This window comes from Paenibacillus sp. SSG-1 (assembly GCF_002224835.1).
Classification (GTDB): Bacteria; Bacillota; Bacilli; order Paenibacillales; family Paenibacillaceae; genus Paenibacillus_AQ; species Paenibacillus_AQ favisporus.
The window spans coordinates 6196083-6218030 of the sequence record NZ_MBRK01000001.1; the positions used below are offsets into that span (position 1 = coordinate 6196083).

The window sequence follows — 21948 nt, forward strand, 5'->3', positions numbered from 1 at the left end:
CTAGTTGGCGTTCCGGCTATCGATAAGGTTGGCCTTGATCAAAAACCGCTGTACAATCGCCGCAGTTTCAGCTCGGGTCAGGTTGCCGATCGGGTTTAAGCCCCCTGCAGATCCTTCCACGAGGCCGTTCTTCACGGCTGCGGCCATGGCTGGCTTTGCCCAGGAAGCGACCGCTGTCCGGTCTGCAAACGAAGACAGCAGGGACTCCGCATCGATTCCGTCGGCTTCAAGACCCGCCAGCTTCATCGCCCGGGACATGATCACCAACGCTTCCTGCCGGGTAATCGTCCGGTTCGGAGCAAACGTCCGGTTGTCGTAGCCTTCGATCAAGCCGTATTCCACAGACTTGGCTACAGCGCCAGCATACCAATCAGCAGAATTGACATCGCTGAACGTGGTGCCGCTGCCGTTGTCGGACAAGCCTAACGCCCGGACCACGATGGCTGCGAGCTCCGCACGTGTTATAACCGCATCGGGATTATAATGGTTCTCATCGCTACCTTTGACAATCATACGAGAAGCCATGTCATTTACGGCCTGCTTCGACCAATGCCCTTCCACATCCGCGAATGTTTTTGCATTCCAGATCAGGAAGTAGTCGCTATTGGTCAAACTATTCACGACCGCATAATGCTTCCCATCACGAGTCGTGATATAGGTAGGGACGTGACGTACGCTTCCGTTCGTGTTCAGCACAGCTGCCGTTGTCACCTTGCTCGGATCAACGCCGGCGGGAAGCGGAATTTCGCGCTCCACGTAGCTGCTGAACTGCTCGACGCTTACTGTTTTACCATTGTAGGAAGCCGTTACATCAAAAGCGACAGGCGGAGCCGCAACCTCAAAATTTCCTTGGGCCGCTGCAGTTTCAGCAAGAACCGCCACAGCCTCACCGCTCTTGGTAATCTCCACATGAACGACAATATCTGAAAGCTTGAGCTGTACGCCCAGTTTAGAGGAAACCTTGTCGATGGCGATTTGCCCGGCAGGCAGTTTGTAGGTACCGCTTGGCGTCTGTATCTCCAACACCGCTTGCTTGTTTTCCATACTCTTCACCGCTTCACCTGTCAGAACCACCGATACCTTGTCCACACTGGCGGTTACGGGAATAACTACAGTGGACTTATCTGCCGCCTGCTTGAGCTGATCAGCCAGCTTAGATGGGTCGATTGTCGCCGTCAGTACCGATTTGCCGTTCTCCTTAGTGGTCGAACCAGCAGCAATTTGGTCTTTCACGACTCCGTCGACAATGACTTGGAGACCGGCTGGCTTCTCAGGGGTCGTCGTGCTTGGAATGGATGGCGTACCCGAGCTATTCGAATTGTTCGAGTTGTTCGAACCGTTTGAACCATTGCTCGTCCACTTCGCATACAGCGTCATATCGGACGTGACCGTATCCGCAGCGAAGTTCCAAGCGTTGATTCCCGCTGCCTCTTTATACCATCCTGCGAATGTGTAGCCCGCTCTCGTCGGCGCTGGCGGAGCGCTGATCATCGTGCCGCTGTCCACATTGGTGATGCTGGAAACTGCACTGCCTCCCTGTGAATCGAACGTCACGGTGTGCTGCACCGGTCCCTCTTTGACCGTTACCTTGCCAGGGGTTAACGTTTTGTCCATCTCAGCCCCGAATGCATCCAAGATCGAGAAAAGCGTCGGCTCTCCAGTTTGCACCGTCAGTTTCTTAACGCCTAGCTCTGACCCGCTCTTAATTTTGAAGCTCACGGTAAACAGCTTATCTCCGGCCTTGATCGGCGTATCGCCCGCATCGCTGTCTACCCATGCCGTTTTGAGCCAGCCTGAGTCGTTATCGTAATTGGAGTCGAAGTAATCTCCCGCATTTCCTGTAACGCGAGTTACCTCCAATCCCTCCGTGTCAAAATCAAGCTGTACGCCGTAAGCTGCTATTCCATAGGTGGAGTCGGCCACCGTGACCGGTACGTCCACCGTAGACCCCGGCGTTCCGTCCACCGAGCCGATCTGAATCTGCACCGCGTGCCGCATCCACTTCGCGTACAGCGTTACATCGGACGTTACCGCATCCTCTGCGAATTTCCACCCGTCTGTCCCAGCCGCATCCTTATACCAGCCTTCGAACGTGTAACCTGCCTTCGTCGGGGCCGGCGGTTCGGCGATCTTCGTGCCGCTGACCACGCCTGTCGCAGGCTCAATTACGCTGCCTCCCTGCGAGTCGAACGTCACTGTATATTGCTCCTGTGCGGCCGGTATCCATTTCGCGTACAGCATCATATCGGACGTCACCACATCCGTCGCAAAGTTCCACGCATCGGTCCCAAGCGTATCTTTGTACCAGCCTGCAAAGGTAAAACCCTCCTTTGTCGGGGCCGGGGGTTCGCTGATCATCGTGCCGCTGACCACACCGGTAGCTGGCTCAACCGCGCTGCCTCCCTGTGAATCGAACGTCACGGTGTGTTTAGCACTCGCTGCCTTTACGGTGATTTTGCCCGGTTCCACCGTTGTGGAGGCAATCTCATTACCTTCGTAGAGATCGTGCTTGAGCACGGTCAGGTCCAAATCACCAGGCTCTACAGAATCCTTGATTTTAAAATGAAGGGTGAGCGCCTTTGTCTCATCCATAATCAAAACCGGATTGGCTTTTACCTGGATTGTCCCATTGCTGGAGAAATCCGTTTCAAAGCTTCCCCCATTTGAAGGGACATCCAATTCATCCGTAACTTCGTTCCCAGGCACCAGTTCGAGTGAAGCCGCATCGAAACCGATCGAAATATCGTATTGATTGATCAAGTCCTCCGGTGTCAAAAACACCGAAACGTCCACAGACTCTCCGGCATCCCCCTCTTCACTGCTTACTCTCATCGAGTTCGAAGCTGTATCCGATTCGGCATAGCCCATCGTTCCGAAAGGCAGAAGCATAACAGCCACCATCATTGTCGAAACCCATTTTTTCCAACGCATAGAATCACCCCTTTCCTACGGAGACGGCAAGAATCGCTTTGACATCCTCATCGTCCCATTTTCCGTCGCCGTTCATGTCGAGCGCCTGCAATTGCTCCGGCGTGAGCGTAATTTTGCCTTTGATATATTTGCTTAACAGAAGCGCGTCCGCAGCCGTCACCTTGCCGTCACCATCCGCGTCTCCCATGACAAACGCCGTGTAATACGCGGTATACGTCACATCAGCCGTCACAGTCGAAGCCGCTATCTCTTGACTGCTGAACTTCGTAATGCCACCATCGCTGCTCCATCCTGCAAAATGGTACCCCTCATCAGGCGTAACCGTTGGTACCGATGCCGGATGCCCGCCGATCTCTACCTGCTCGCTCGTGCGGCTAATCGTGCCGTGATCTCCAGGCACGTAGCTCACCGTCGCCAGCTGCTTTGTAAGCTGTGCGCTCGCTTCCACCGAGAAGGAGCTCTCCCCATTACCGTTAACGGCCGTCACGACGAAGTAGTAGGTCTTTCCACCCTCAAGCCCCTGAACTTTATAATGACCGGTCGTGCCATCTACCGTCGCGATCGGATCGGGGCGGTACACCCCACTGGCGGTACCTTGATAAATCTTGTAATTCGCAACCCCGCTCCCCAAATTCCAGCTAAGCTCCGCTTCCTTATTTCCTGCAACGGCTTGTAATCCTGTAGGGGCCGCGGGCGGCTCCCGACGCTCAGACACATAAATTTTCGAGACGTCGGACCAGGCCAGATACATTGCATTGTTCAATGTGGCAAAAGAAGTAACGTTGCCGAGATTCGTGCCCGCCAGTCCCTGGTCCGCCGAGCTCCAATTCGTGCCGTCGTATTCCTCGACCCGTTGTTTCCACTGGAACCCTTGCGACTTCACATCGTTCCAAACGGCAACCAGCTTCTGATTGTATACAAATAAATTCGGGCTTTGCGATTGAACCCCCTCCGGTTTATCCAAATTCCCGCTGCCGACAGGGCTCCAGGTGCTTCCATCGAAGCTGCTTACCTTCAACTGCGCAGGATTGTTATCCCTCCATACCGCGTATAGCAGCCCGTTATAGGCTTGCAGAACCGGGCTTCCTGCCGATGTCGTCGTATTCGTAATCCCCGAGTTCCCCGATACGTTCGCCCAAGTGACCTTTCCTGCACTGTTGACCGTTCTTTTCATGACAGGAATATAAGAGTAATATGGGCTGTCCACCATTTGCTCGCTCCACGTTAAATAAAGCTCGTCTTGATAGACTTCGAGCCGCGGCCCAAATACCGTTCCGTTAGGAACGAACGTCATATCCACCGCTTCGTTGGTCCAGACGCTGCCGTCAAATTTTTTCACTTGAATTTTTCGGCCCGGACTCCCGTCCGAAGTACCTATCCAAGTCGCATACAAATCGTCGTGATAAACGAGGAGCACCGGCATTTCACCTCTGCCGCTGCCGCTTACCGGATCGTTTCCGCTTGTCGAAACCCATCCGCCTCCGTCTCCACAATTTTTCTTGACTCTAATCTGGGGGACCGATGATGAAGTCCTTTCCGACCAGATGGCGTACAAACAGCCTTTGTATACTGCAAGAGAAGGATTGCTTGCACTGCTGTTGGATCCAAAGTTCAGACCGCTCCCGTCATCAGCCGGCGACCAATCGCTGCCGTCCCACTGCATAACTCTTATTTCCGGTTGCCCGAAGCCGCCCTTTTGATGCGGCCACGCAGCATACAAATGGTTGTTCCAAGTCGCGATGCTCGGGTCCCTCGAGCTGGAGTTTGCACTCGCATCCGCCCTGAGCCCACCTCCATCGATCGGTTCCCATACGACTCCCGGGGCGGCGGAAGCTTGTCCCGGCACCACCAATAGTTGGAGAATCGCCCCGAACAACATGATCAGGCTTATAACGACGGATATGACCGCCCTGCCAGTGGTGTTGTTCCTCTTCTGTCCGTTCATTTCTGACCCCCTCTTTCTGAATTTGTATAATACAGGACCTCATGGTCATGAGGTCTCCTGCTCTGCGTCCCATTGTAACAAGCTGCTCTCAACATTTTCACAACATTACTCCCAAAAAACGACAAAAAACGGCCTCCAGACCCATGTCTGAAGACCGTTTTTCGACATTTTTAGCGATTACTCTATCGTTCTAACCTTCGTCTAAACGCATCTGCTCCTTCATGGCATGCACCCGGCGGACGCCAGCCTGATCCCCAGCCCTGCTTAACACATCCGCCAACAAATCATAATAGTGCCCTTGGCTTGGCTCCACTTCGATCAGCTTCCAGAGGATCAGCATGCGGGATTCATCCGCTGCCTGGTCCAAGGCTGCAATCATCGTTGACAACAGGGTAGTGCGAAGCTCGATCCGATAGGCGCTTGCCCAATCGTAATACTCCATCTCCAAATAGTCGCCGGCATATAGCTGAAGGATGTCCTTGATGCCGGCTCCAGCTACTCCCTGCTCCAATCCCCCAAGCAGATCTTCCAGATCGCTGCGAACAGACGACGCATCAATCCAGTACCGATCATCTCCGTACTTCACAACCGCTTCATATCCAACCGACTTAAACAAGCTCCGCAAATAATAGAGTGAGGTATGCAGCAGCTTTTGCCCCCGCTCCGCCGGATCATCCGGCCATAAATACTCCAGGATGGCGTATTTGTAAACCGGCTGCCTCCGGTGATGCCAGAGAAATGCGAACAATTCCTTTGTTTTCTTGGTGCGCCATGTCAACAGCCGGCCGTCCGGAGCATACAGTTCCATACTGCCCAGCACTTTGAGCGACAGTGCCGGCTTATCTTCCGCACGGTTTCCCGGCTCAGCTGCCGAACCGGCGGCACTCGGCGACCCTACGACAGAATTATCGCTGCTACGGTTTTTCTTTTTAGCTTGCCGATTCGCATAGCGGGACAATACCCTAACAAGCTTGTCCTCCGCGACGGGTTTCAGCAAATATCCGATGGCTTCGGTGTCATATGCATCGATCGCATATTGATCATGGGCTGTGACAAAGACGATTTCCGCATCCGGACAGCTCGCAGCCAGCTCTCCTGCAGCATCGAGCCCGCTCACCCCAGGCATCTCGATATCCAGAAAGATTAAATCCGGCTGAAGGGCGCCGCATTGTGCCAGCGCTTCGCCAGCCAGTTGAAATCTGCCGACGACCTTCACCCCGCCAACCCTATTCAGCATAATATCCATGACGTCAAGCGCGATCTCCTCATCGTCAATCAGAATGGCTCTCCACATAACGCTCCTCCGTCAAAAAAATCGTTATTCTCGTTCCTTTGCCCGGGCGGCTGTGAATTTCCAGACTTCGCCCGTACCTCATTTGCAGCCGCCGGTTCACATTGCCGATGCCGATTCCTCCAGCCTTTCCTTGCTCCAGCAATCTTACCGTACCTTCATCCATTCCAGCCCCGTCATCTTCGACGATGATTTCGACGCCCCTGTCCGCAGGGCGAATGATGATGTCCACGGTCCCTCCCTCGGGCTTTTGCCCGATCCCGTGGCGGACGGCATTTTCAACAATAGGCTGAAGGGTGAGCGGGGGCAGGAGGCAGTGGGCGTTCTCGTCGATCGTATAGCGTACGGCCAACCGTTGACCGAATCGAAGCTGCTCAATCGCCAGATAAGCGCGAACCAGCTCCAATTCCCGCTCCAGCGGAACTTCATCTCCGTGAAAAACGAACGTAAACTTGGCGCGCAGGTAGGTGGTTAAATGGTGAATCGTTTCCCGCAGCTTCTCCACATTTTTGTAGCTAAGCCCAACCAAGGCATTCAGGCTGTTGTACAGAAAATGCGGGGGAATTTGTGCCTGCAAGAAGTCCATCTCCCGGCGCACCGCGCGCTCAGAGGAGCTTTTCATCGCCAGCAGCGACTGTGCCCGGGCCCGAAGCTCCGCCAGTTCAAAAGGCTTATGCAAAATGTCGTTTGCCCCCGCCGCAAAGGCCGCCAGAGTATCGCGTGTCTGCCCCGAGGCGGTCAGCATCAGTACCGGAAGCTCGGCCAGCCCGTGCAGAGAGCGGATTTCCCGGCAAATGTCGAGCCCCGATACGCCGGGCATCATCAAGTCGAGCAGCACCAGATCGGGTTTTCTTTGCCGAAGGGCCTCCATTGCCTCTGCCCCGCCGGCCGCCGTTGTATAGGCATGTCCCATGGAGCCGATCGCGTCCGTGGCCACCTTCAGGTTGGAAGGCTCATCGTCGACGATGAGAACATGGAACAACTCCTTCTGTCCGCTTGGCGTAGATTGGGGAGGCAGCGGAGATTCTTTGTCATCTCGTTGTACTGTGTATCTCCCTCTCCCGTACTCCGGGTACTGCCGATCCCCTGCATATGCTTGGGCTGTGGCGTTTTCCGCCGCCGCTGCCGCTTCATGCTCTCCGCTCCAGGCAATTGGCAATGTAAACGTGAACCGGGATCCCCGGCCCACTTCGGATTCCACCTGCATCTGACCACCCTGCAGCTCGACCAGCTGCTTCGAAATGCTAAGCCCCAGCCCGATGCCATCACGCGAATGGGAGCCTTCCTCGTCATGCTGGAAGAACGGTTGAAACAAATCGTCCATGACTTCTTCCGGGATCCCCCTCCCCGTATCGCTTACTGAAACAGCCAGCAGCTCCCCCCGCCTTTCGGCCGAGATCGAGACGGTTCCCCTATCGGTGTACTTTAATCCGTTCTCGAGCAGATTGTGCAAAATCTGCCGCAGCCGGTTCTCATCTGCCAGGACAAGGGGGAGCGCGGGAGGCAGCTCGTCCGCAAGCCGGACGCCATTCTTGATGGGCGCAATCGACAACGTTTCCATGACAAAGCGAGTCGACACGTACAGATCGACCGGCTTCGGCTGCACATCGAGCTGACCGTACCGAATCCGGTTCATATCAAGGATGTCATTAACCAGTCCGGCAAGCCGCCGCCCGATCAGATGCAGCAGCCTGATGTTCTCACGGTGCTCCGCTGCAAGCGGTGTCGTCTTGTTTTCCAGCAGCGTCTCCGACAGATTGATGATGCCGTGCAAGGGCGTACGCAGCTCATGTGATGTTTTCGCCAAAAATTCATCCTTTTGCCGGTCATGGACCAGCAGCTGCTGAGCCAAACGTTCACTCCGCAGGAAAGCTCCGCGAATCCGATCCGTCATGAGGAACGATTGCGACAGCACGACCAGCAGCAGCGTGACGATAATGTAATAGGGACTATCCAGCGCCAGCTGATAACGGGTCTGGGCAAAGATCCAACTAATGATCAAAAAGAAGGCGCCGAGCAAAATATAATAGATCCGCACCCCATGATGGCGATTGCGAAAAATTGAGGTGAAAATGAAACCGAAAGCCACAACCTGCAATAAAACACCGGGCCACAGCAGAACCAGCAGACGATCATTCGGGAGCAGGCTGAGCAGAGCCAGATATACGTAGGAAACCCAGCGAAATCCCTTGAACCAGTGCCCGCTCCTGTCACTTAGATAAAGGCGCACATAGTGAATGAAGAACAAAATGGCCAAGTAAGGAAGGATGAACAACAGCTTCTGCAGCAAAAGATAGGACATGGAAGGAACCAGGTTCGCCATAACGATTTCGTTATCGATGCTGAAAAAAATCCCCAGCGCCCAACAGAACAAGCTGAAGAAAATCAGATACGGCTCCCGCCGCCACTGTCTAAACATGCCCGCAAAGTAAATACCAAAAACCAGAAGTGTCGTAATGACGATCACATCGGCCATACGGGCGTTGTCCCGGCGGGTCAGCACATCGGCTGTCCGTCCAAATTCAGGAGCCTGCACAAGTCCGCCTTGCACATTGTTGTAGCTCGCCACCTGGATGATAACTTCGATCGTTTGGTCCTTCACTTCAACTGTTCCGAAGAACGGAAAATTGCTGGGCACAAAGCCGGTGGCAGACAAGGCGGTTTGTCCGGTACCGCCAAGCTCTTGCCCGTCCATGTAAATGTGGCTCGACATCCGAATCTTTTTAGCCCGAAGGCTGTAATCGCCAAGGTCGCTTACCAGCAGGCGCAGCCGGTACGTTCCCGTGCCGTACCCATCGTCCGATACTTTCCCCTTCCATCCTCCGGGTACCTGGAGAAAACGACGCTCCGTTTGCTGGTCCGCTCCCTGATCAGCGAAGTCCTGGGGCGTTAGCAGTTGGTCCTTGTAAAATTCCCATTCCCCTCGAAGCGGAATGATCCCCTGCTGCGAAAAGTCCCAGTCTCTGGCGTCCAGCACGCCTTCCCGCGCCTCCGGGTAGTTGACATTTGGGTGAAGCCACTCATAAATAAAGATCGAGGTAGCGACGGTAAAAACCAGCACCATTGCGATCAGACCTGACAATTGCCTTTTCATAAGCTGTAATTCCTTCCTGTCGTAGGAGAAAAATAACCCTTTTATTTCCAATTTGGTATGGTTAAGGTTATCATACCACGGCGCTACGGTTTTGTTGTATATGTCCCGCGCCTTTGCTTGCATTGCCAAAAGTATGCTCTGTCCGGGATGGCACGACAAGGTATTATTTTATACAGAGTTAAATATTTTTTTAGTGTTCATCAAACGGATGAGAATGCCAATTATAGATTTACTTCTTCTTTGTATATAAACGTTGCACACAAATAGACCCAGCCCCCAAAGGCTGGGTTTTTAGTTGGAAGCGATCCGTGGCGGCTTAAAGTTATAATCCTCGGAAAATACTGATCGATACGCTCAACGACAGCCACTCCCTGCCAGCTTTGAATTACGCCATCTACCGCAGACGGGCCAGCTTCTCCAGAAAGTCTGCCACGATTTCCAGCGATGCCTCGTCGAAACTAGCCAACAGTTCCATCGCTTTATGATCCTTCTCCTTGTGAAAAACCCGGTGCAGCTCAGCCAGTTCGGCGCCAAGTGGTGTCACAGAGTAATAAATTTCTTTCAGGTTGTCCGGCAGCTGGTTTTTTCGTATCAGGTCCTGCTCCAGCAATTTGCGGGTGATTTTGGAGACGGCGCCTTTTGTTAAACCCATCTCGCGGGCGATATCGATCCCTTTAATGCCATCATTCACATAGATGACGTCCAGAACGTGCAGGCTTGAGACGGATAGACGGGGCAGCAGCTTTTTCAGCCGGTCGTCGGAAATGCGCTCCATGAGCCAGAGCCGGTCGCTGTCATCCTCGGCTTCGCTGACGAGGATCTGGTATATGGATTTTTCGATGCGGTTTTTGAGCTGAAGCAAATCATCATTCATATCAGGCATAAGGCAAGCCTACCTTTTTTCTTTTCATTATATCATGGTTTCCACAGAAACCATTTGACAAAGTATCATTTCCTTGTTATTGTGGTTTCCATGGAAACCATTTGATTGGAACGTGGTCTTCATGCAGCTTCTGTAGAAATCACATCACATTGATTTGGAGGGAATTTTTATGAATGAGGTCATTCAATTGATCCGCCAGCATCGCTCCATCCGCAAGTTTACAAATACGCCGTTAACCGGTGAGCAAATCGAAGCCATCGTCGACGCGGCACAAATGGCGCCAACCTCGGCGCATATGCAGCCGTTCTCGATCATCGGCGTCACGGATCGGGAATTGCGCAAGAAAATCGCGTTGCATTCGGAAAATCCATGGATTGATGAATGCGGGTACTTTTTTATCTTTTGCGCCGATTTTCACCGCATGATGCTGGCTGCCGGCCCGGACTACCAGGACAAAATGAGCCGCAATCTGAACTACTCCTATTTTTACCAAACCAGTGTACTAAGTGCCGCACTTGCTCTGCAAAACGCCAACTTGGCGGCTCAATCGATGGGTCTCGGGGCCGTTATTATCGGCGGGATTAACAGTGCTCTGCCTGAGCTGGACGAATGGCTGGACCTTCCGGACTTTGTCATTCCTTTGGTCGGTCTTGCGGTAGGCGTCCCCGATGAATTCCCAGAACAAAAGCCGCGCCTGCCACGGTCCGCCGTATTTTTTGAAAACCAGTATGATCGTGATCTTAAGGTACAAGTCGATAAGTATGACCGGGAAATAGAAGAGTATTATGGCGCTCGAACCAACAACAAGCAGAAGGTCAGCTGGTCCGGGAAATTCATCTCAAAGCTGGATCGGGATTTGCCGCTGGGCGGGTATACGGAGTATGTGAAGAGCAAAGGGTTTGATTTGAAATAGGCTCGTCTGAAATGCAAAATCCACAACCTCATGAGGTTGTGGATTTCATTTACGTGATCGACGAGGGGGAGCCGACCCCCTGTCGGAACATAGCGCCATCTTTTTTCCGCGTATAGATGGTGACCAACGTGATGAATTGCTTGGTCTCGCTTTATTTAATGCTTTGTCTGATTTGGGCTTGTATTGGCTAAAATAGGCAGCATTTTCTCACTTTTCTCCATGAAGGAGTTACATTGGCCACAAATCGGTTGGATCAGAAAAACAAAGTTATCCCTCATCCATCCATTGCACTTTTCATTGGTGCACGACCATATCGTTGTCATTTCCTCAGGAAGATCGATCATCAGTCTTTTCCGTGAATAGTACAAGCAGCATCCCTCTTTCTCCCCTGGAGTCCTAAGTAAAAAAGGCCCCGACACGATGTGCGGGACCTTTCTGATTACAAACTTACAGTTTTACAACATTCTCGGCCTGTGGGCCACGGTTGCCTTGTACTACATTAAATTCAACTTTTTGACCTTCATCCAACGATTTGAAGCCGTCGCTCACGATTGCACTGAAGTGTACAAATACGTCGTCTCCGCCTTCAACCTCGATAAAACCAAAACCTTTGTCTGCATTAAACCATTTTACTGTTCCTTGTTGCATAGTTCATTACCTCCATAATTCTATTTTTTACATGATCTTCAAGTTTCCAAAAAAAATCACATATTGTACAAGGTTACATCATCAAAATCTAACCCTCTACAATATGTGATCTCAGGTCGAAATTCCAATAAATTAACTATAACACAACTGGAGTTGAATAACAAGTTTTTTTGAATTTTGCTTCCATTTTATTGGAACTCAACTTATCTGCAGTATGACACTGTATAATCTTCCCCGGGTAGTTACTAAGTAAACCACAATTAAAGTGGAGAAAAATATTGATTAAGAGACATTGGGTGAGCCATCCTAATAAATACAGAGATGCAAAAAAGCGACCCATTACGGGCCGCTTTTCCGATACTCGTTATGGAGGCGAGGGGAGTCGAACCCCTGTCCGAAGATAACGCCACATAAGCTTCTACGGGTGTAGTGACAGTTTTGATGTCACCCTACCAGGCTCCCCGTCACCGGATCCCGATAGGGTCAGCCTGTTTGTCTTCTTCAGCTAGCCCCAGGCGGAGACTAGACAGCGTATCCCACTAAAGTTGAGCCCTCATCCCGGCACATGGGCGATGCAGAGCGAGAGCACGTGTGCAGGTTATTAAGCTGCTACAGCGTAAGAAGTTTGTTGTTTGCCAGTTATTATTGGCTTTAGCGTTGATGAAGTGGACGCGTCCCCACTACCCGCTACTCATGCTCGAACTATCCCCGTCGAATCCAAGAACGCCCCCTTATTAAAAAGGGCTTCTATTGGATTAGATTAGAACCGTTGAAGCATAAGAAGCAATCTATCCAGCATCCTTCCCCTCCATGAAGAAAGGATGATCAGAAGCAATTATCACGTAAAAGGCCGGTCAAGCCATAACCTCTTACATACATAGTATATCACACATTCCGGCCAAAATGACACAGAGGTTGAAGGAAACGCAGGTGAAACTTGCCTGTAACTTCACTTAACCCCAAATTAACGCGCGATCTTCTGCTTCTCGCGGAGTGCCCGCTGAATGTCGCGCTGCGCGTCGCGTTTGGCGGCCGATTCCCGCTTGTCATACTGCTTCTTACCGCGGCCAAGGCCAAGCAGCAGCTTCGCATAGCCGTTGCGGATATACACCTTAAGCGGAACAATCGTATAACCTTCCTGCTTAGTCTGTCCCAGCAGCTTGTGGATCTGTTCCTTGTGCATCAGCAGCTTGCGGGTCCGCGTCGGATCCGTCGGATTATAGCGGTTGCCCTGCTCAAACGGGCTGATATGCATGTTATGAATATGAATTTCCCCATTGCGGATCGTTGCAAACGCATCCCCGATATTGGCCCGTCCGTTCCGGATCGACTTGATCTCGGTCCCGGTCAGCACCATGCCGGCTTCGTACGTATCCTCGATGAAGTAATCATGGGAAGCTTTTTTGTTCTGGGCCAGGACCTTCCCGTCACTCTTCTTACCACCCATGCTATCACTCCTCCCACACTTGCTATAACAGCAATGGACTTCCAGTATACAGCACAAGGGGAAGCAGCTCAAGCGCTCTAACGAGAGCGTCTAGAGGCCGCAAACCCGGCCGGTACACCAGAAATCCATTGTATCAACTGGGCTGGGCAAAATCAAGATTTCGGCGAAAAGGCGCACGGTGTGGCGCCCATTTCAGGCGAAGCCTGATTTAAAAGAGACTGCCCAGGAACCCTTCTACTTTTTCTTCTTGCGCACGAAGGCGGCTGTGCCATTCTTGGCCGCACCCTTCTTCTTGCGCTTGCGGACGACGCTCTCGCCGCTGCCGGCATTGTCCTCGCGGGCGGCTGCCGCCCCGTCCCCGACAAAAATACCGCTGCGCGACGTTTTCTTCTTGCGGCCGCTGGACGGCTTGCTGCCGCTCTGGCTGCCGCTCTGGCTTCCGCCAGGCGCCGGGGCGCCGTAGCCGCCCTTGCCGGAGCCGAAGCCGAAGCTCACCGGCCGCTTGGCATCGCCGCTGCGGCCGCCTTCCCGCGCGGCGCCCTGCTGCGCTGCGCCGGCGCCGCCCTCGCGGGCGCTGTTGCCCGGCCGCGCGCCCTTGCCGCCGCCACGGGCCGCACCGCGCCCGCCGCGGCCATTCTCGCCGCCTTCACGGATGGCGGCGCCTCTGCCCACGCGGCCGCCACCACGGCCGCCAAAGCTTCCGCCGCGCCGGCCTTCGCTGCGCGGCTTCATGTCCACCATCTCGAAGTCGATGGTGTGATCGTCCATGTTCACGCGCTCGACGCGGATCTTCACTTCGTCGCCGATCCGGAACACGCGTGACGTGCGCTCCCCGATGAGGGCCATGGAGGCCTCATCGAAATGATAGTAATCGTCCGTCAGCGCGCTCAGCCGGATCAGGCCCTCGACCGTGTTCTCGAGCTCGATGAACATGCCGAAGCTCGTCACGCTGCTGATGATGCCTTCGAATTCCTCGCCGACCTTGTCGAGCATGTATTCGGCCTTCTTCAGCTGGTCCGTGTCGCGCTCCGCATCCACCGCCACACGCTCACGCTCGGAGGACTGCTGGGCGATGTCTGCCATCCGGGAAGCCAGGTACTCCAGCCGGTTCTCCGGCAGGACGCCCTTGTTCTCCAGCACTTCCCGGATCACCCGGTGAATGACCAGGTCCGGATAGCGGCGGATCGGAGACGTAAAGTGCGAATAATATTCGGCGGCCAGTCCAAAGTGTCCGGACATTTCCGCGTCGTATTTCGCCTGCTTCATCGAGCGCAGCATGACCGTGCTGATGACCTTCTGCTCCTTCGTGCCCTGGATGTCCTCCAGCAGGCTCTGGAGCGCCCGTGGATGCACGGAGTTGCCCCGGCCCTTCACATGGTGACCGAAGTTGGCCGCAAACGCCATGAACGTCTGGAGCTTCTCCGGATCCGGATTTTCGTGAATCCGGTACAGAAAAGGAACCTTCATCCAGTAGAAGTGCTCGGCCACTGTTTCGTTGGCCGCCAGCATGAACTCCTCGATGATCTGCTCGGCGATCGAGCGCTCGCGCTTCACGATATCGACAGGCTTGCCGTTCTCATCGACGATCACCTTGGACTCCACGAAGTCGAAGTCCACCGCACCGCGGTTCATCCGTCTCGCCCGCAGGCGCAGCGCCAGCTCCTTCATCAGCTTGAAGGTGTCGACCAGATAGCTGTACCGCTCCGTCACTTCCGGATCCTCGTCGTTGAGGATCTTCCGGACGTTGTTGTACGTCATCCGTTCCTTCGTCTTGATCACGCTCGTAAAAATGTCATGCCTCACGAGCTTCATATGCTCGTCGAATTCCATTTCGCAGGACATCGTGAGGCGGTCCACCTGTGGATTCAGCGAGCAGATGCCGTTGGACAGGCGGTGCGGCAGCATCGGGATGACCCGGTCCACCAAATAGACGCTGCATCCGCGGTTGTATGCCTCTTTATCGAGCTCCGAGTTCTCGCGGACATAGTAGCTGACGTCGGCGATATGAACGCCCAGAAGGAAGTTGCCGTTCGGCAGACGCTCCACGTTTACTGCGTCATCGAGGTCTTTCGCGTCCTCTCCGTCAATCGTGACGATCGTTTTGCCGCGAAGGTCGCGCCGTCCCTGCTGGACGATTTCCTCTTCGGTGATCGATTCCGGCGCTTGCTCCGCCTCTGCCATCACCTCTTCCGGAAAAGCTTCCGGCAGCTGATGCTTGCGGATAATGGACAGGATATCGACCCCCGGATCATCCTTATGCCCGAGAATCTCGACCACTTCGCCTTCCGCGGCGGATCGGCCCTCCGGATAATTGACGATTTTGACGACGACCTTCTCGCCGTCGACCGCCCCGTTAAAGGCATCCTTCGGAATAAAAATATCCCGGTTGATCCGTTTATCGTCAGGCAGCACAAAGCCGTACGCTTCATGTCCTTGGAAGACCCCGACGATCTGGGTAATGGCCCGGTTGACGATCCGCACCACTTCCCCTTCTAGCTTGCCGCCTGCCGGGCTCTTGGCCGTAACCCGCACCAGAACGGTATCCCCGTTCATGGCGCTCTTCATATCATTGGCTCCAATATATACATCCGGATGCTCCCGGTCTTCCGGGATCAGGAATGCAAAACCCTTCGCATGGGCCTGCAGACGGCCCTTCAGGAGGTCCAGCCGTTCCGGCACGCCGTACCGTTCCGACCGGGTCCGCACGACGGTCCCTGCCTCCTCCATCGCGTTCAGCGTTTTCAGAAAATCCTTGAAATCCAGCGCATCGTCAATCGCGAAATGCTGTTCCAGTTCCTGATACGTCATCGGTTTATATTCGGGATCCTGCATCAAATCAAGTATCATCTGTTCCGTAATCATCGTTTCATCACCTCAGGTGACTTGCAGGAATGCCTTCCGCAAGTGACTATGTAATCGTTCGTTTGTTGTATTTGTCCAGTAATATACACATACCCTAGTATACACGAATTTAATCGGTTGCATCCCTGCCCGTAAGCCTTAATCAACCTAAAAAACCTCCGCTCATCTTCCAATCGAAAAAGAGCGGAGGTTTTGGTGTGCTGCTATTCTTTACTTGACGACGACTGCCACCACAATGGCCAGGATAAAAAAGCATGCCGCGACGACAACCGTCACGCGCTGCAGCACGAGATCCATGCCGCGTGCTTTCGTTTTACCGAATAGATGTTCCGCGCCACCGGAGATGGCCCCGGAAAGACCCGCGCTTTTCCCTTTTTGCAAAAGAACAATCGCGATCAACGCGATGGAGAAAATCACGAGCAGCACCTTCAACAAGATTTCCATTTGTTCCACCTCCCAATGGCTTAACATCTCAATTATATGAATGTCAAAATTTCAATTCCGTTATGGCCGGACTTAGACTGCAGCCCAGCGTGCACAAACAGCATTCTTATTGTACCATAGCCTATTTGCGAACACAAGCTAAACCCGCACTGCACCGCCGTTTAGGGCATCAATCACAAGCTCAGGGTGGCCCCCCAGACGCATGACCGTTTAAAATCCTAGTCATCGATCTTTCATCACTTTGCTGGGCAGTTCCATCTTGAAATAAATAACGCCATAAGACGCAACTTTAAAAAAGACAGACCGAGTTTAGCGGAATTTTTACTTGCGATGATTGAATCGTTCAACGCCACTGAAATTTTAAATAAAAAAGAGCGCCCCGGAGTTACCCGGAACGCTCTTTGCTTAAGGCTGTGCAGCCTTATTTTTTCAGGTTGTAGAACGACTTCAGGCCGTTGTACTGCGCCAGTTCGCCCAATTCGTCCTCGATGCGGAGCAATTGGTTGTACTTCGCAATACGGTCCGTACGGGACGGAGCACCGGTTTTGATTTGGCCGGCATTCGTTGCCACGGCAATGTCAGCGATCGTGCTGTCTTCGGACTCACCGGAACGGTGGGAGACAACTGCTGTGTATCCTGCGCGTTTCGCCATTTCGATCGCATCAAACGTTTCTGTCAGCGTACCGATTTGGTTTACTTTGATCAGGATGGAGTTGCCGATGCCTTCTTCGATACCTTTCTCAAGACGCTCGGTGTTCGTTACGAACAAGTCGTCGCCAACGAGCTGGATCTTGTCGCCGAGTTTCGCGGTAAGGAGTTTCCAACCTTCCCAGTCGTCTTCGGAGCAGCCGTCTTCGATCGTGATGATCGGGTATTTGTCGACCCAGGAAGCGAGCAGCTCAACGAATTCACTGGATGTGTAGGATTTGCCTTCGCCTTCAAGATGGTACTTGCCATCTTTGTAGAATTCAGTGGAAGCGACGTCCATACCGAGGAATACGTCAACGCCTGGCTTGTAGCCAGCTTTTTCGATAGCTTCCATAATGGAGGACAATGCGTCTTCGTTGGACGTGAAGTTCGGAGCAAAGCCGCCTTCGTCGCCTACCGCTGTGTTCAGGCCTTTGCCCTTCAGAACGGATTTCAGGCTGTGGAAGATTTCTGCACCTGTACGGAGAGCTTCCTTGAACGTAGGAGCGCCAACCGGCAGTACCATAAATTCTTGAACGTCCACGTTGTTGTCGGCATGAGCGCCGCCGTTGACGATGTTCATCATTGGTACAGGCAGTTGTTTAGCATTGAATCCGCCGAGGTATACGTACAGCGGAAGGTCCAGAGCGTCAGCAGCCGCGCGGGCTACGGCCATGGATACAGCCAGGATGGCGTTAGCACCCAGCTTGCCTTTGTTAGGTGTTCCGTCCAGTTTGATCATCAGCTTGTCGATGCCGAGCTGGTCGAGCGCGTCCATGCCGATAACTTCAGGAGCGATGATTTCGTTCACGTTCTTCACCGCGTTCAGAACGCCTTTACCGAGGTAACGGTCTTTGTCGCCGTCGCGAAGCTCTACAGCTTCGTGAGCGCCTGTGGATGCGCCGGATGGTACGATGGCGCGGCCATGGCCGCCGGATTCCAGATATACTTCAACTTCAACCGTAGGGTTACCGCGGGAGTCGAGGACTTCGCGTGCGTACACATCAGAAATAATAGTCATTTTGTGCTAATCTCCTTTTCCACATTCGTAATTGGTTATTCAGACCACATGATATAGATTGAACTCAAGTCTCGAATGGAGAACCCTGTTGTAACGGCCTTGTCCAAGCCCTGCAACACGAACTTCTTGAGTTCATTCTATATTGCTTGTCAGCTTCTACAGCCATTATAACGTATCGGATCACCGGAATCGAATTTTCCGCTTATTTACGGGTTGCGATCATCGATTCGCCGGTCATTTCGGCAGGCTTCGGAAGCTGCATCAGATCAAGAATCGTCGGCGCCACGTCGGCCAGAATGCCGCCTTCGCGCAGCGTTACGTTCTCATCGGTCAAAATAAACGGCACCGGGTTCGTCGTATGAGCAGTGAATGGGCGTCCTGCTTCGTCAAATACCATGTCGGCGTTTCCGTGGTCAGCGATAATAATCGCTACCCCGCCTTTGGCAATAACGGCGTCCACTACTTTGCCCATGCACTCGTCGGTGACTTCAACCGCTTTGATCGTCGGTTCCAGCATACCGGAGTGTCCGACCATATCCGGGTTGGCAAAGTTCAGAATGATCGCATCATGCTTCTCGGCTTCGATTTCCTTCACGCAGGCGTCCGCCACTTCATAAGCGCTCATTTCCGGCTTCAGGTCATAAGTGGCGACCTTCGGCGAATTGATCAGAATGCGCGTTTCTCCAGGCAGCTCGACGTCGCGTCCGCCGCTGAAGAAGAAGGTAACGTGCGGATATTTTTCCGTTTCGGCAATGCGCAGCTGCTTCTTGTTATTCTGCACCAGCACTTCGCCCAGCGTGTTGTCCAGGTTCTTCGGCTCGTAGGCTACGTAGCCTTCCACCGTTTCGCTGAACAGCGTCAGGCAGACGAAATGGAGGTTTTCCGGGAACTTCGGCCCGCGGTCGAATCCGCGGAAGTCCTTGTTCGTGAACACCTGGGACAGCTGGATCGCACGGTCCGGGCGGAAGTTCAGGAAGACAACGGAGTCTCCGCTTTCCACCAGCGATACCGGATTGCCCTGCTCGTCAACGATGACGGTCGGCTCCACAAACTCGTCGAATACCGACTTGTTGTAGGATTCCGTTACGGCAACCAGCGGATCAGTGTATTTCGGTCCATCCCCGTATACGATAGCACGGTAGGACTTCTCTACGCGTTCCCAGCGCTTATCGCGGTCCATCGCATAGTAACGGCCTTGTACCGTGGCGATTTTGCCGATGCCAACTTCCTTGATCTTGGCTTGCAGATCCTGGATGAACTTCTTGCCGGAATCCGGAGCTACGTCGCGTCCGTCCAGGAAGGCATGGATGTAAACCTCATCCAGTCCTTCTTTTTTCGCAAGGTCCAGCATAGCAAACATATGCTCGATATGGCTATGTACCCCGCCGTCGGACAAGAGGCCGTACAGATGGAGCTTCTTGTTGTTATTCTTTGCAGCTTGCACCGCTTCGACCAGCGTCGGATTGTTGAAAAACTCCCCTTCGCGAATCGATTTCGAAATCCGGGTCAAATCCTGGTACACGATGCGGCCTGCGCCGATGTTCAAATGGCCGACTTCGGAGTTGCCCATTTGCCCTTCCGGCAGACCTACCGCTTCGCCGGAAGCGGTCAGCGTCGTGTTCGGATACTTCGCCATCAATCGGTCGTAGTTCGGTTTCTTGGCCTGCGCTACTGCGTTGCCTTCGTCCGTGCTGCGCAGCCCGAATCCGTCCATGATGATCAGTGCTACGGGTCTAGGTGCGGTCATCTTACTTCGCCCCCTCAACGAGCTGGATGAACGAAGCCGGCTGCAGGCTGGCACCGCCAACAAGCGCGCCGTCGATGTCGCTTTGGCCCATGTATTCTTTAACGTTTTCCGGCTTCACGCTGCCGCCGTATTGGATACGAACCTGATCCGCTGCCTCTTTGCCATACAGGCCTTCAACCAGGCTGCGGATATAAGAGATCACTTCGTTAGCGTCCTGCGCAGTCGAGGACTTGCCGGTTCCGATTGCCCAGATTGGCTCGTAAGCGATAACGACTTGAGCCGCCTGTTCTGCGGACAAGCCTTGGAACGCTGCTTCCGTCTGCACTTTGCAGACGTCTTTCGTTTGGCCGGCTTCGCGCTCTTCCAGCTTCTCGCCGACGCACACGATTGGAGTCAGGTCATGACGGAAAGCCGCTTGAACCTTTTTGTTTACGGTCTCGTCGGTTTCGGCAAAATATTGCCGACGCTCGGAATGGCCGATGATGACGTAGTCTACGCCAAGGTCTTTCAGCATCACGCCGCTGATTTCCCCGGTGAACGCACCGTTATCTTCAAAATGCAGGTTTTGCGCACCGATTTTGATCGATGTGCCTTTCACGGCTTCCACCAAAGCGGGAAGGTTCGTGAACGGAGCGCAGATGACGCTCTCCACGCCTTCAACTTCAGCTTTGCCTTTGACTTCTTCGATAAACGTTTTGGCTTCCGGAACGGTTTTGAACATTTTCCAGTTGCCGGCGATGATAGGTGTTCTCACACTTTTCACTCCTTTTTTGTCCTTACGGGTCCGTACGTTCCGCGCTCTTTCGGCGCTTCTTGCTTACTTGTCGTTCAGTGCCACGACGCCAGGGAGAGCCTTGCCTTCCATGAACTCGAGGGATGCGCCGCCGCCAGTCGAGATGTGATCCATTTTGTCAGCCAGATGGAATTTCTCTGCCGCTGCCGCCGAGTCGCCGCCGCCGATGATGGTGTAGCCTTCGGTTTGGGCGCAGGCTTCTGCCACTTCACGTGTACCGTTGGAGAAAGGATCGATTTCAAATACGCCCATCGGTCCGTTCCATACCACGAGCTTGGAGTTCTTGATGATCTCCGCATACTTGGCACGAGTTTTCGGTCCGATGTCCACGCCTTCCCATTTCTCTGGGATGTTACCGACTTCTACGATGTCCACATTCGCATTGGCGCTGAAATCGTCCGCGATGACGATGTCGACCGGAAGCAGGAAGTTTTTGCCGAGATCCTTCGCTTTTTGGATAAATCCGAGCGCGACATCCAGTTTTTCATTATCGCACAAAGACAGACCGATTTCATAGCCCTGTGCCTTCATGAACGTATAGGACAGGCCGCCGCCGATCAGTACGTTATCCGCGATGTTCAGCAGGTTGTCGATCACGTCGATTTTATCCTTAACTTTGGAACCGCCGATGATCGCTGTGAAAGGACGCTCCGGATTGGACAGTGCTTTACCGAGTACGGAAAGTTCCTTCTCCATCAGCAGGCCGGAAACAGCCGGCAGGTAATGGGCGATACCTTCGGTCGAAGCATGCGCACGGTGAGCGGCGCCGAACGCGTCGTTTACGAACAGGTCAGCCAGCTCAGCGAACTGCTTCGCAAGTTCCGGATCGTTTTTCTCTTCGCCAGGGTAAAAGCGGACATTTTCAAGCAGCAGCACGTCGCCGTTGTTCAGCTTCTCCACTTGCGCTTTGACCGCGTCGCCAACTGCTTCGTCAGCCTTGGCAACCGGTTTGCCGAGCAGCTCGGACAGGCGCTCTGCCGCAGGTGTCAGACGCATGGATTCTACCACTTCGCCTTTCGGGCGTCCCATGTGGCTGGCCAGAATCACTTTCGCGCCATGCTCGATCAGGTAGTTGATCGTTGGCAGCGTTTCACGGATCCGTGTATCGTCGGTAATTTTGCCGTCTTCCAATGGCACGTTAAAATCAACGCGCACGAATACGCGCTTGCCGTTTACTTCTACATCACGTACAGACTTCTTGTTCATCGTATTGTTTCCCTCCGCACCCATATTTTTAACGGG

General features: G+C 53.5%; 15 protein-coding genes and 1 other RNA gene. 1 reads left to right on the forward strand and 15 read right to left on the reverse strand.

Annotated features, from left to right (window positions below):
* The 5 genes from BCV73_RS28240 to BCV73_RS28260 form a co-directional block, all read right to left on the reverse strand.
* Positions 1-2931 carry an InlB B-repeat-containing protein gene (locus tag BCV73_RS28240; protein ID WP_089549389.1) on the reverse strand — a complete coding sequence of 977 codons (2931 nt, stop codon included), beginning with the start codon at positions 2929-2931 and terminating at the stop codon, positions 1-3.
* Between the two features lie 4 nt (positions 2932-2935).
* Positions 2936-4876, reverse strand: coding sequence for a dockerin type I domain-containing protein (locus tag BCV73_RS35985; RefSeq protein ID WP_256993032.1), 1941 nt, complete (start codon positions 4874-4876; stop codon positions 2936-2938).
* Positions 4877-5066: 190 nt separating this feature from the next.
* On the reverse strand, positions 5067-6170 hold the full coding sequence (locus tag BCV73_RS28250; protein WP_089549390.1) for a response regulator: 1104 nt from the start codon (positions 6168-6170) through the stop codon (positions 5067-5069).
* Complete coding sequence (locus BCV73_RS28255) at positions 6148-9261, reverse strand: hybrid sensor histidine kinase/response regulator (protein ID WP_167372898.1); 3114 nt, start codon at positions 9259-9261, stop codon at positions 6148-6150. Before BCV73_RS28255 ends, BCV73_RS28250 begins: the two co-directional genes overlap by 23 nt.
* Before the next feature lie 394 nt (positions 9262-9655).
* Complete coding sequence (locus BCV73_RS28260) at positions 9656-10135, reverse strand: MarR family transcriptional regulator (RefSeq protein WP_218828202.1); 480 nt, start codon at positions 10133-10135, stop codon at positions 9656-9658.
* A 178-nt stretch (positions 10136-10313) separates the two neighbouring features.
* Between BCV73_RS28260 and BCV73_RS28265 the strand changes: the two genes are divergently transcribed.
* A complete protein-coding gene (locus BCV73_RS28265) occupies positions 10314-11057 on the forward strand; it encodes an NADPH-dependent oxidoreductase (protein WP_089549392.1) in 744 nt (247 codons plus the stop codon).
* A gap of 155 nt (positions 11058-11212) precedes the next feature.
* Here BCV73_RS28265 and BCV73_RS28270 read toward each other — a convergent pair whose 3' ends face one another.
* The 10 genes from BCV73_RS28270 to BCV73_RS28315 all read right to left on the reverse strand — a co-directional run bounded on the left by BCV73_RS28270 (position 11213) and on the right by BCV73_RS28315 (position 21912).
* Positions 11213-11476 carry a cold-shock protein gene (locus BCV73_RS28270; RefSeq protein ID WP_373309600.1) on the reverse strand — a complete coding sequence of 88 codons (264 nt, stop codon included), beginning with the start codon at positions 11474-11476 and terminating at the stop codon, positions 11213-11215.
* A 28-nt stretch (positions 11477-11504) separates the two neighbouring features.
* A complete protein-coding gene (locus BCV73_RS28275) occupies positions 11505-11705 on the reverse strand; it encodes a cold-shock protein (RefSeq protein ID WP_076173149.1) in 201 nt (66 codons plus the stop codon).
* Positions 11706-12069: 364 nt separating this feature from the next.
* Positions 12070-12436: a transfer-messenger RNA gene (ssrA, locus tag BCV73_RS28280) on the reverse strand.
* A 233-nt stretch (positions 12437-12669) separates the two neighbouring features.
* The gene (gene smpB / locus BCV73_RS28285) at positions 12670-13152 is read right to left on the reverse strand and encodes an SsrA-binding protein SmpB (protein ID WP_076173150.1); all 483 of its coding nucleotides are present in this window, start codon (positions 13150-13152) and stop codon (positions 12670-12672) included.
* 234 nt (positions 13153-13386) lie between these two features.
* Positions 13387-16014: a ribonuclease R gene (gene rnr, locus BCV73_RS28290; protein ID WP_089549393.1), complete on the reverse strand. Its 2628-nt coding sequence runs from the start codon at positions 16012-16014 to the stop codon at positions 13387-13389.
* A 210-nt stretch (positions 16015-16224) separates the two neighbouring features.
* Positions 16225-16458, reverse strand: coding sequence for a preprotein translocase subunit SecG (secG, locus tag BCV73_RS28295; protein WP_076173152.1), 234 nt, complete (start codon positions 16456-16458; stop codon positions 16225-16227).
* Between the two features lie 421 nt (positions 16459-16879).
* Positions 16880-18166 (reverse strand): phosphopyruvate hydratase, encoded by a 1287-nt coding sequence (eno, locus tag BCV73_RS28300; RefSeq protein ID WP_076173153.1) that lies wholly within the window; start codon positions 18164-18166, stop codon positions 16880-16882.
* A gap of 202 nt (positions 18167-18368) precedes the next feature.
* On the reverse strand, positions 18369-19913 hold the full coding sequence (gene gpmI, locus BCV73_RS28305; RefSeq protein ID WP_076173154.1) for a 2,3-bisphosphoglycerate-independent phosphoglycerate mutase: 1545 nt from the start codon (positions 19911-19913) through the stop codon (positions 18369-18371).
* A 1-nt stretch (position 19914) separates the two neighbouring features.
* Entirely contained in the window at positions 19915-20667 is a 753-nt protein-coding gene (tpiA, locus tag BCV73_RS28310; protein ID WP_089549394.1) for a triose-phosphate isomerase, read from the reverse strand.
* A gap of 63 nt (positions 20668-20730) precedes the next feature.
* Positions 20731-21912, reverse strand: a complete 1182-nt coding sequence (locus tag BCV73_RS28315; protein WP_076173225.1) for a phosphoglycerate kinase — start codon at positions 21910-21912, stop codon at positions 20731-20733.
* Positions 21913-21948: the final 36 nt, after the last annotated feature.

What these genes read in the sequence shown, in the direction of transcription:
- BCV73_RS28240 (WP_089549389.1), bottom strand. Translation starts at nt 2,931, where the DNA reads ATGCGTTGGAAAAAATGGGTTTCGACAATGATGGTGGCTGTTATGCTT.
- BCV73_RS35985 (WP_256993032.1), bottom strand. Translation starts at nt 4,876, where the DNA reads ATGAACGGACAGAAGAGGAACAACACCACTGGCAGGGCGGTCATATCC.
- BCV73_RS28250 (WP_089549390.1), bottom strand. Translation starts at nt 6,170, where the DNA reads ATGTGGAGAGCCATTCTGATTGACGATGAGGAGATCGCGCTTGACGTC.
- BCV73_RS28255 (WP_167372898.1), bottom strand. Translation starts at nt 9,261, where the DNA reads ATGAAAAGGCAATTGTCAGGTCTGATCGCAATGGTGCTGGTTTTTACC.
- BCV73_RS28260 (WP_218828202.1), bottom strand. Translation starts at nt 10,135, where the DNA reads ATGAATGATGATTTGCTTCAGCTCAAAAACCGCATCGAAAAATCCATA.
- BCV73_RS28265 (WP_089549392.1), top strand. Translation starts at nt 10,314, where the DNA reads ATGAATGAGGTCATTCAATTGATCCGCCAGCATCGCTCCATCCGCAAG.
- BCV73_RS28275 (WP_076173149.1), bottom strand. Translation starts at nt 11,705, where the DNA reads ATGCAACAAGGAACAGTAAAATGGTTTAATGCAGACAAAGGTTTTGGT.
- smpB (WP_076173150.1), bottom strand. Translation starts at nt 13,152, where the DNA reads ATGGGTGGTAAGAAGAGTGACGGGAAGGTCCTGGCCCAGAACAAAAAA.
- rnr (WP_089549393.1), bottom strand. Translation starts at nt 16,014, where the DNA reads ATGATTACGGAACAGATGATACTTGATTTGATGCAGGATCCCGAATAT.
- secG (WP_076173152.1), bottom strand. Translation starts at nt 16,458, where the DNA reads ATGGAAATCTTGTTGAAGGTGCTGCTCGTGATTTTCTCCATCGCGTTG.
- eno (WP_076173153.1), bottom strand. Translation starts at nt 18,166, where the DNA reads ATGACTATTATTTCTGATGTGTACGCACGCGAAGTCCTCGACTCCCGC.
- gpmI (WP_076173154.1), bottom strand. Translation starts at nt 19,913, where the DNA reads ATGACCGCACCTAGACCCGTAGCACTGATCATCATGGACGGATTCGGG.
- BCV73_RS28315 (WP_076173225.1), bottom strand. Translation starts at nt 21,912, where the DNA reads ATGAACAAGAAGTCTGTACGTGATGTAGAAGTAAACGGCAAGCGCGTA.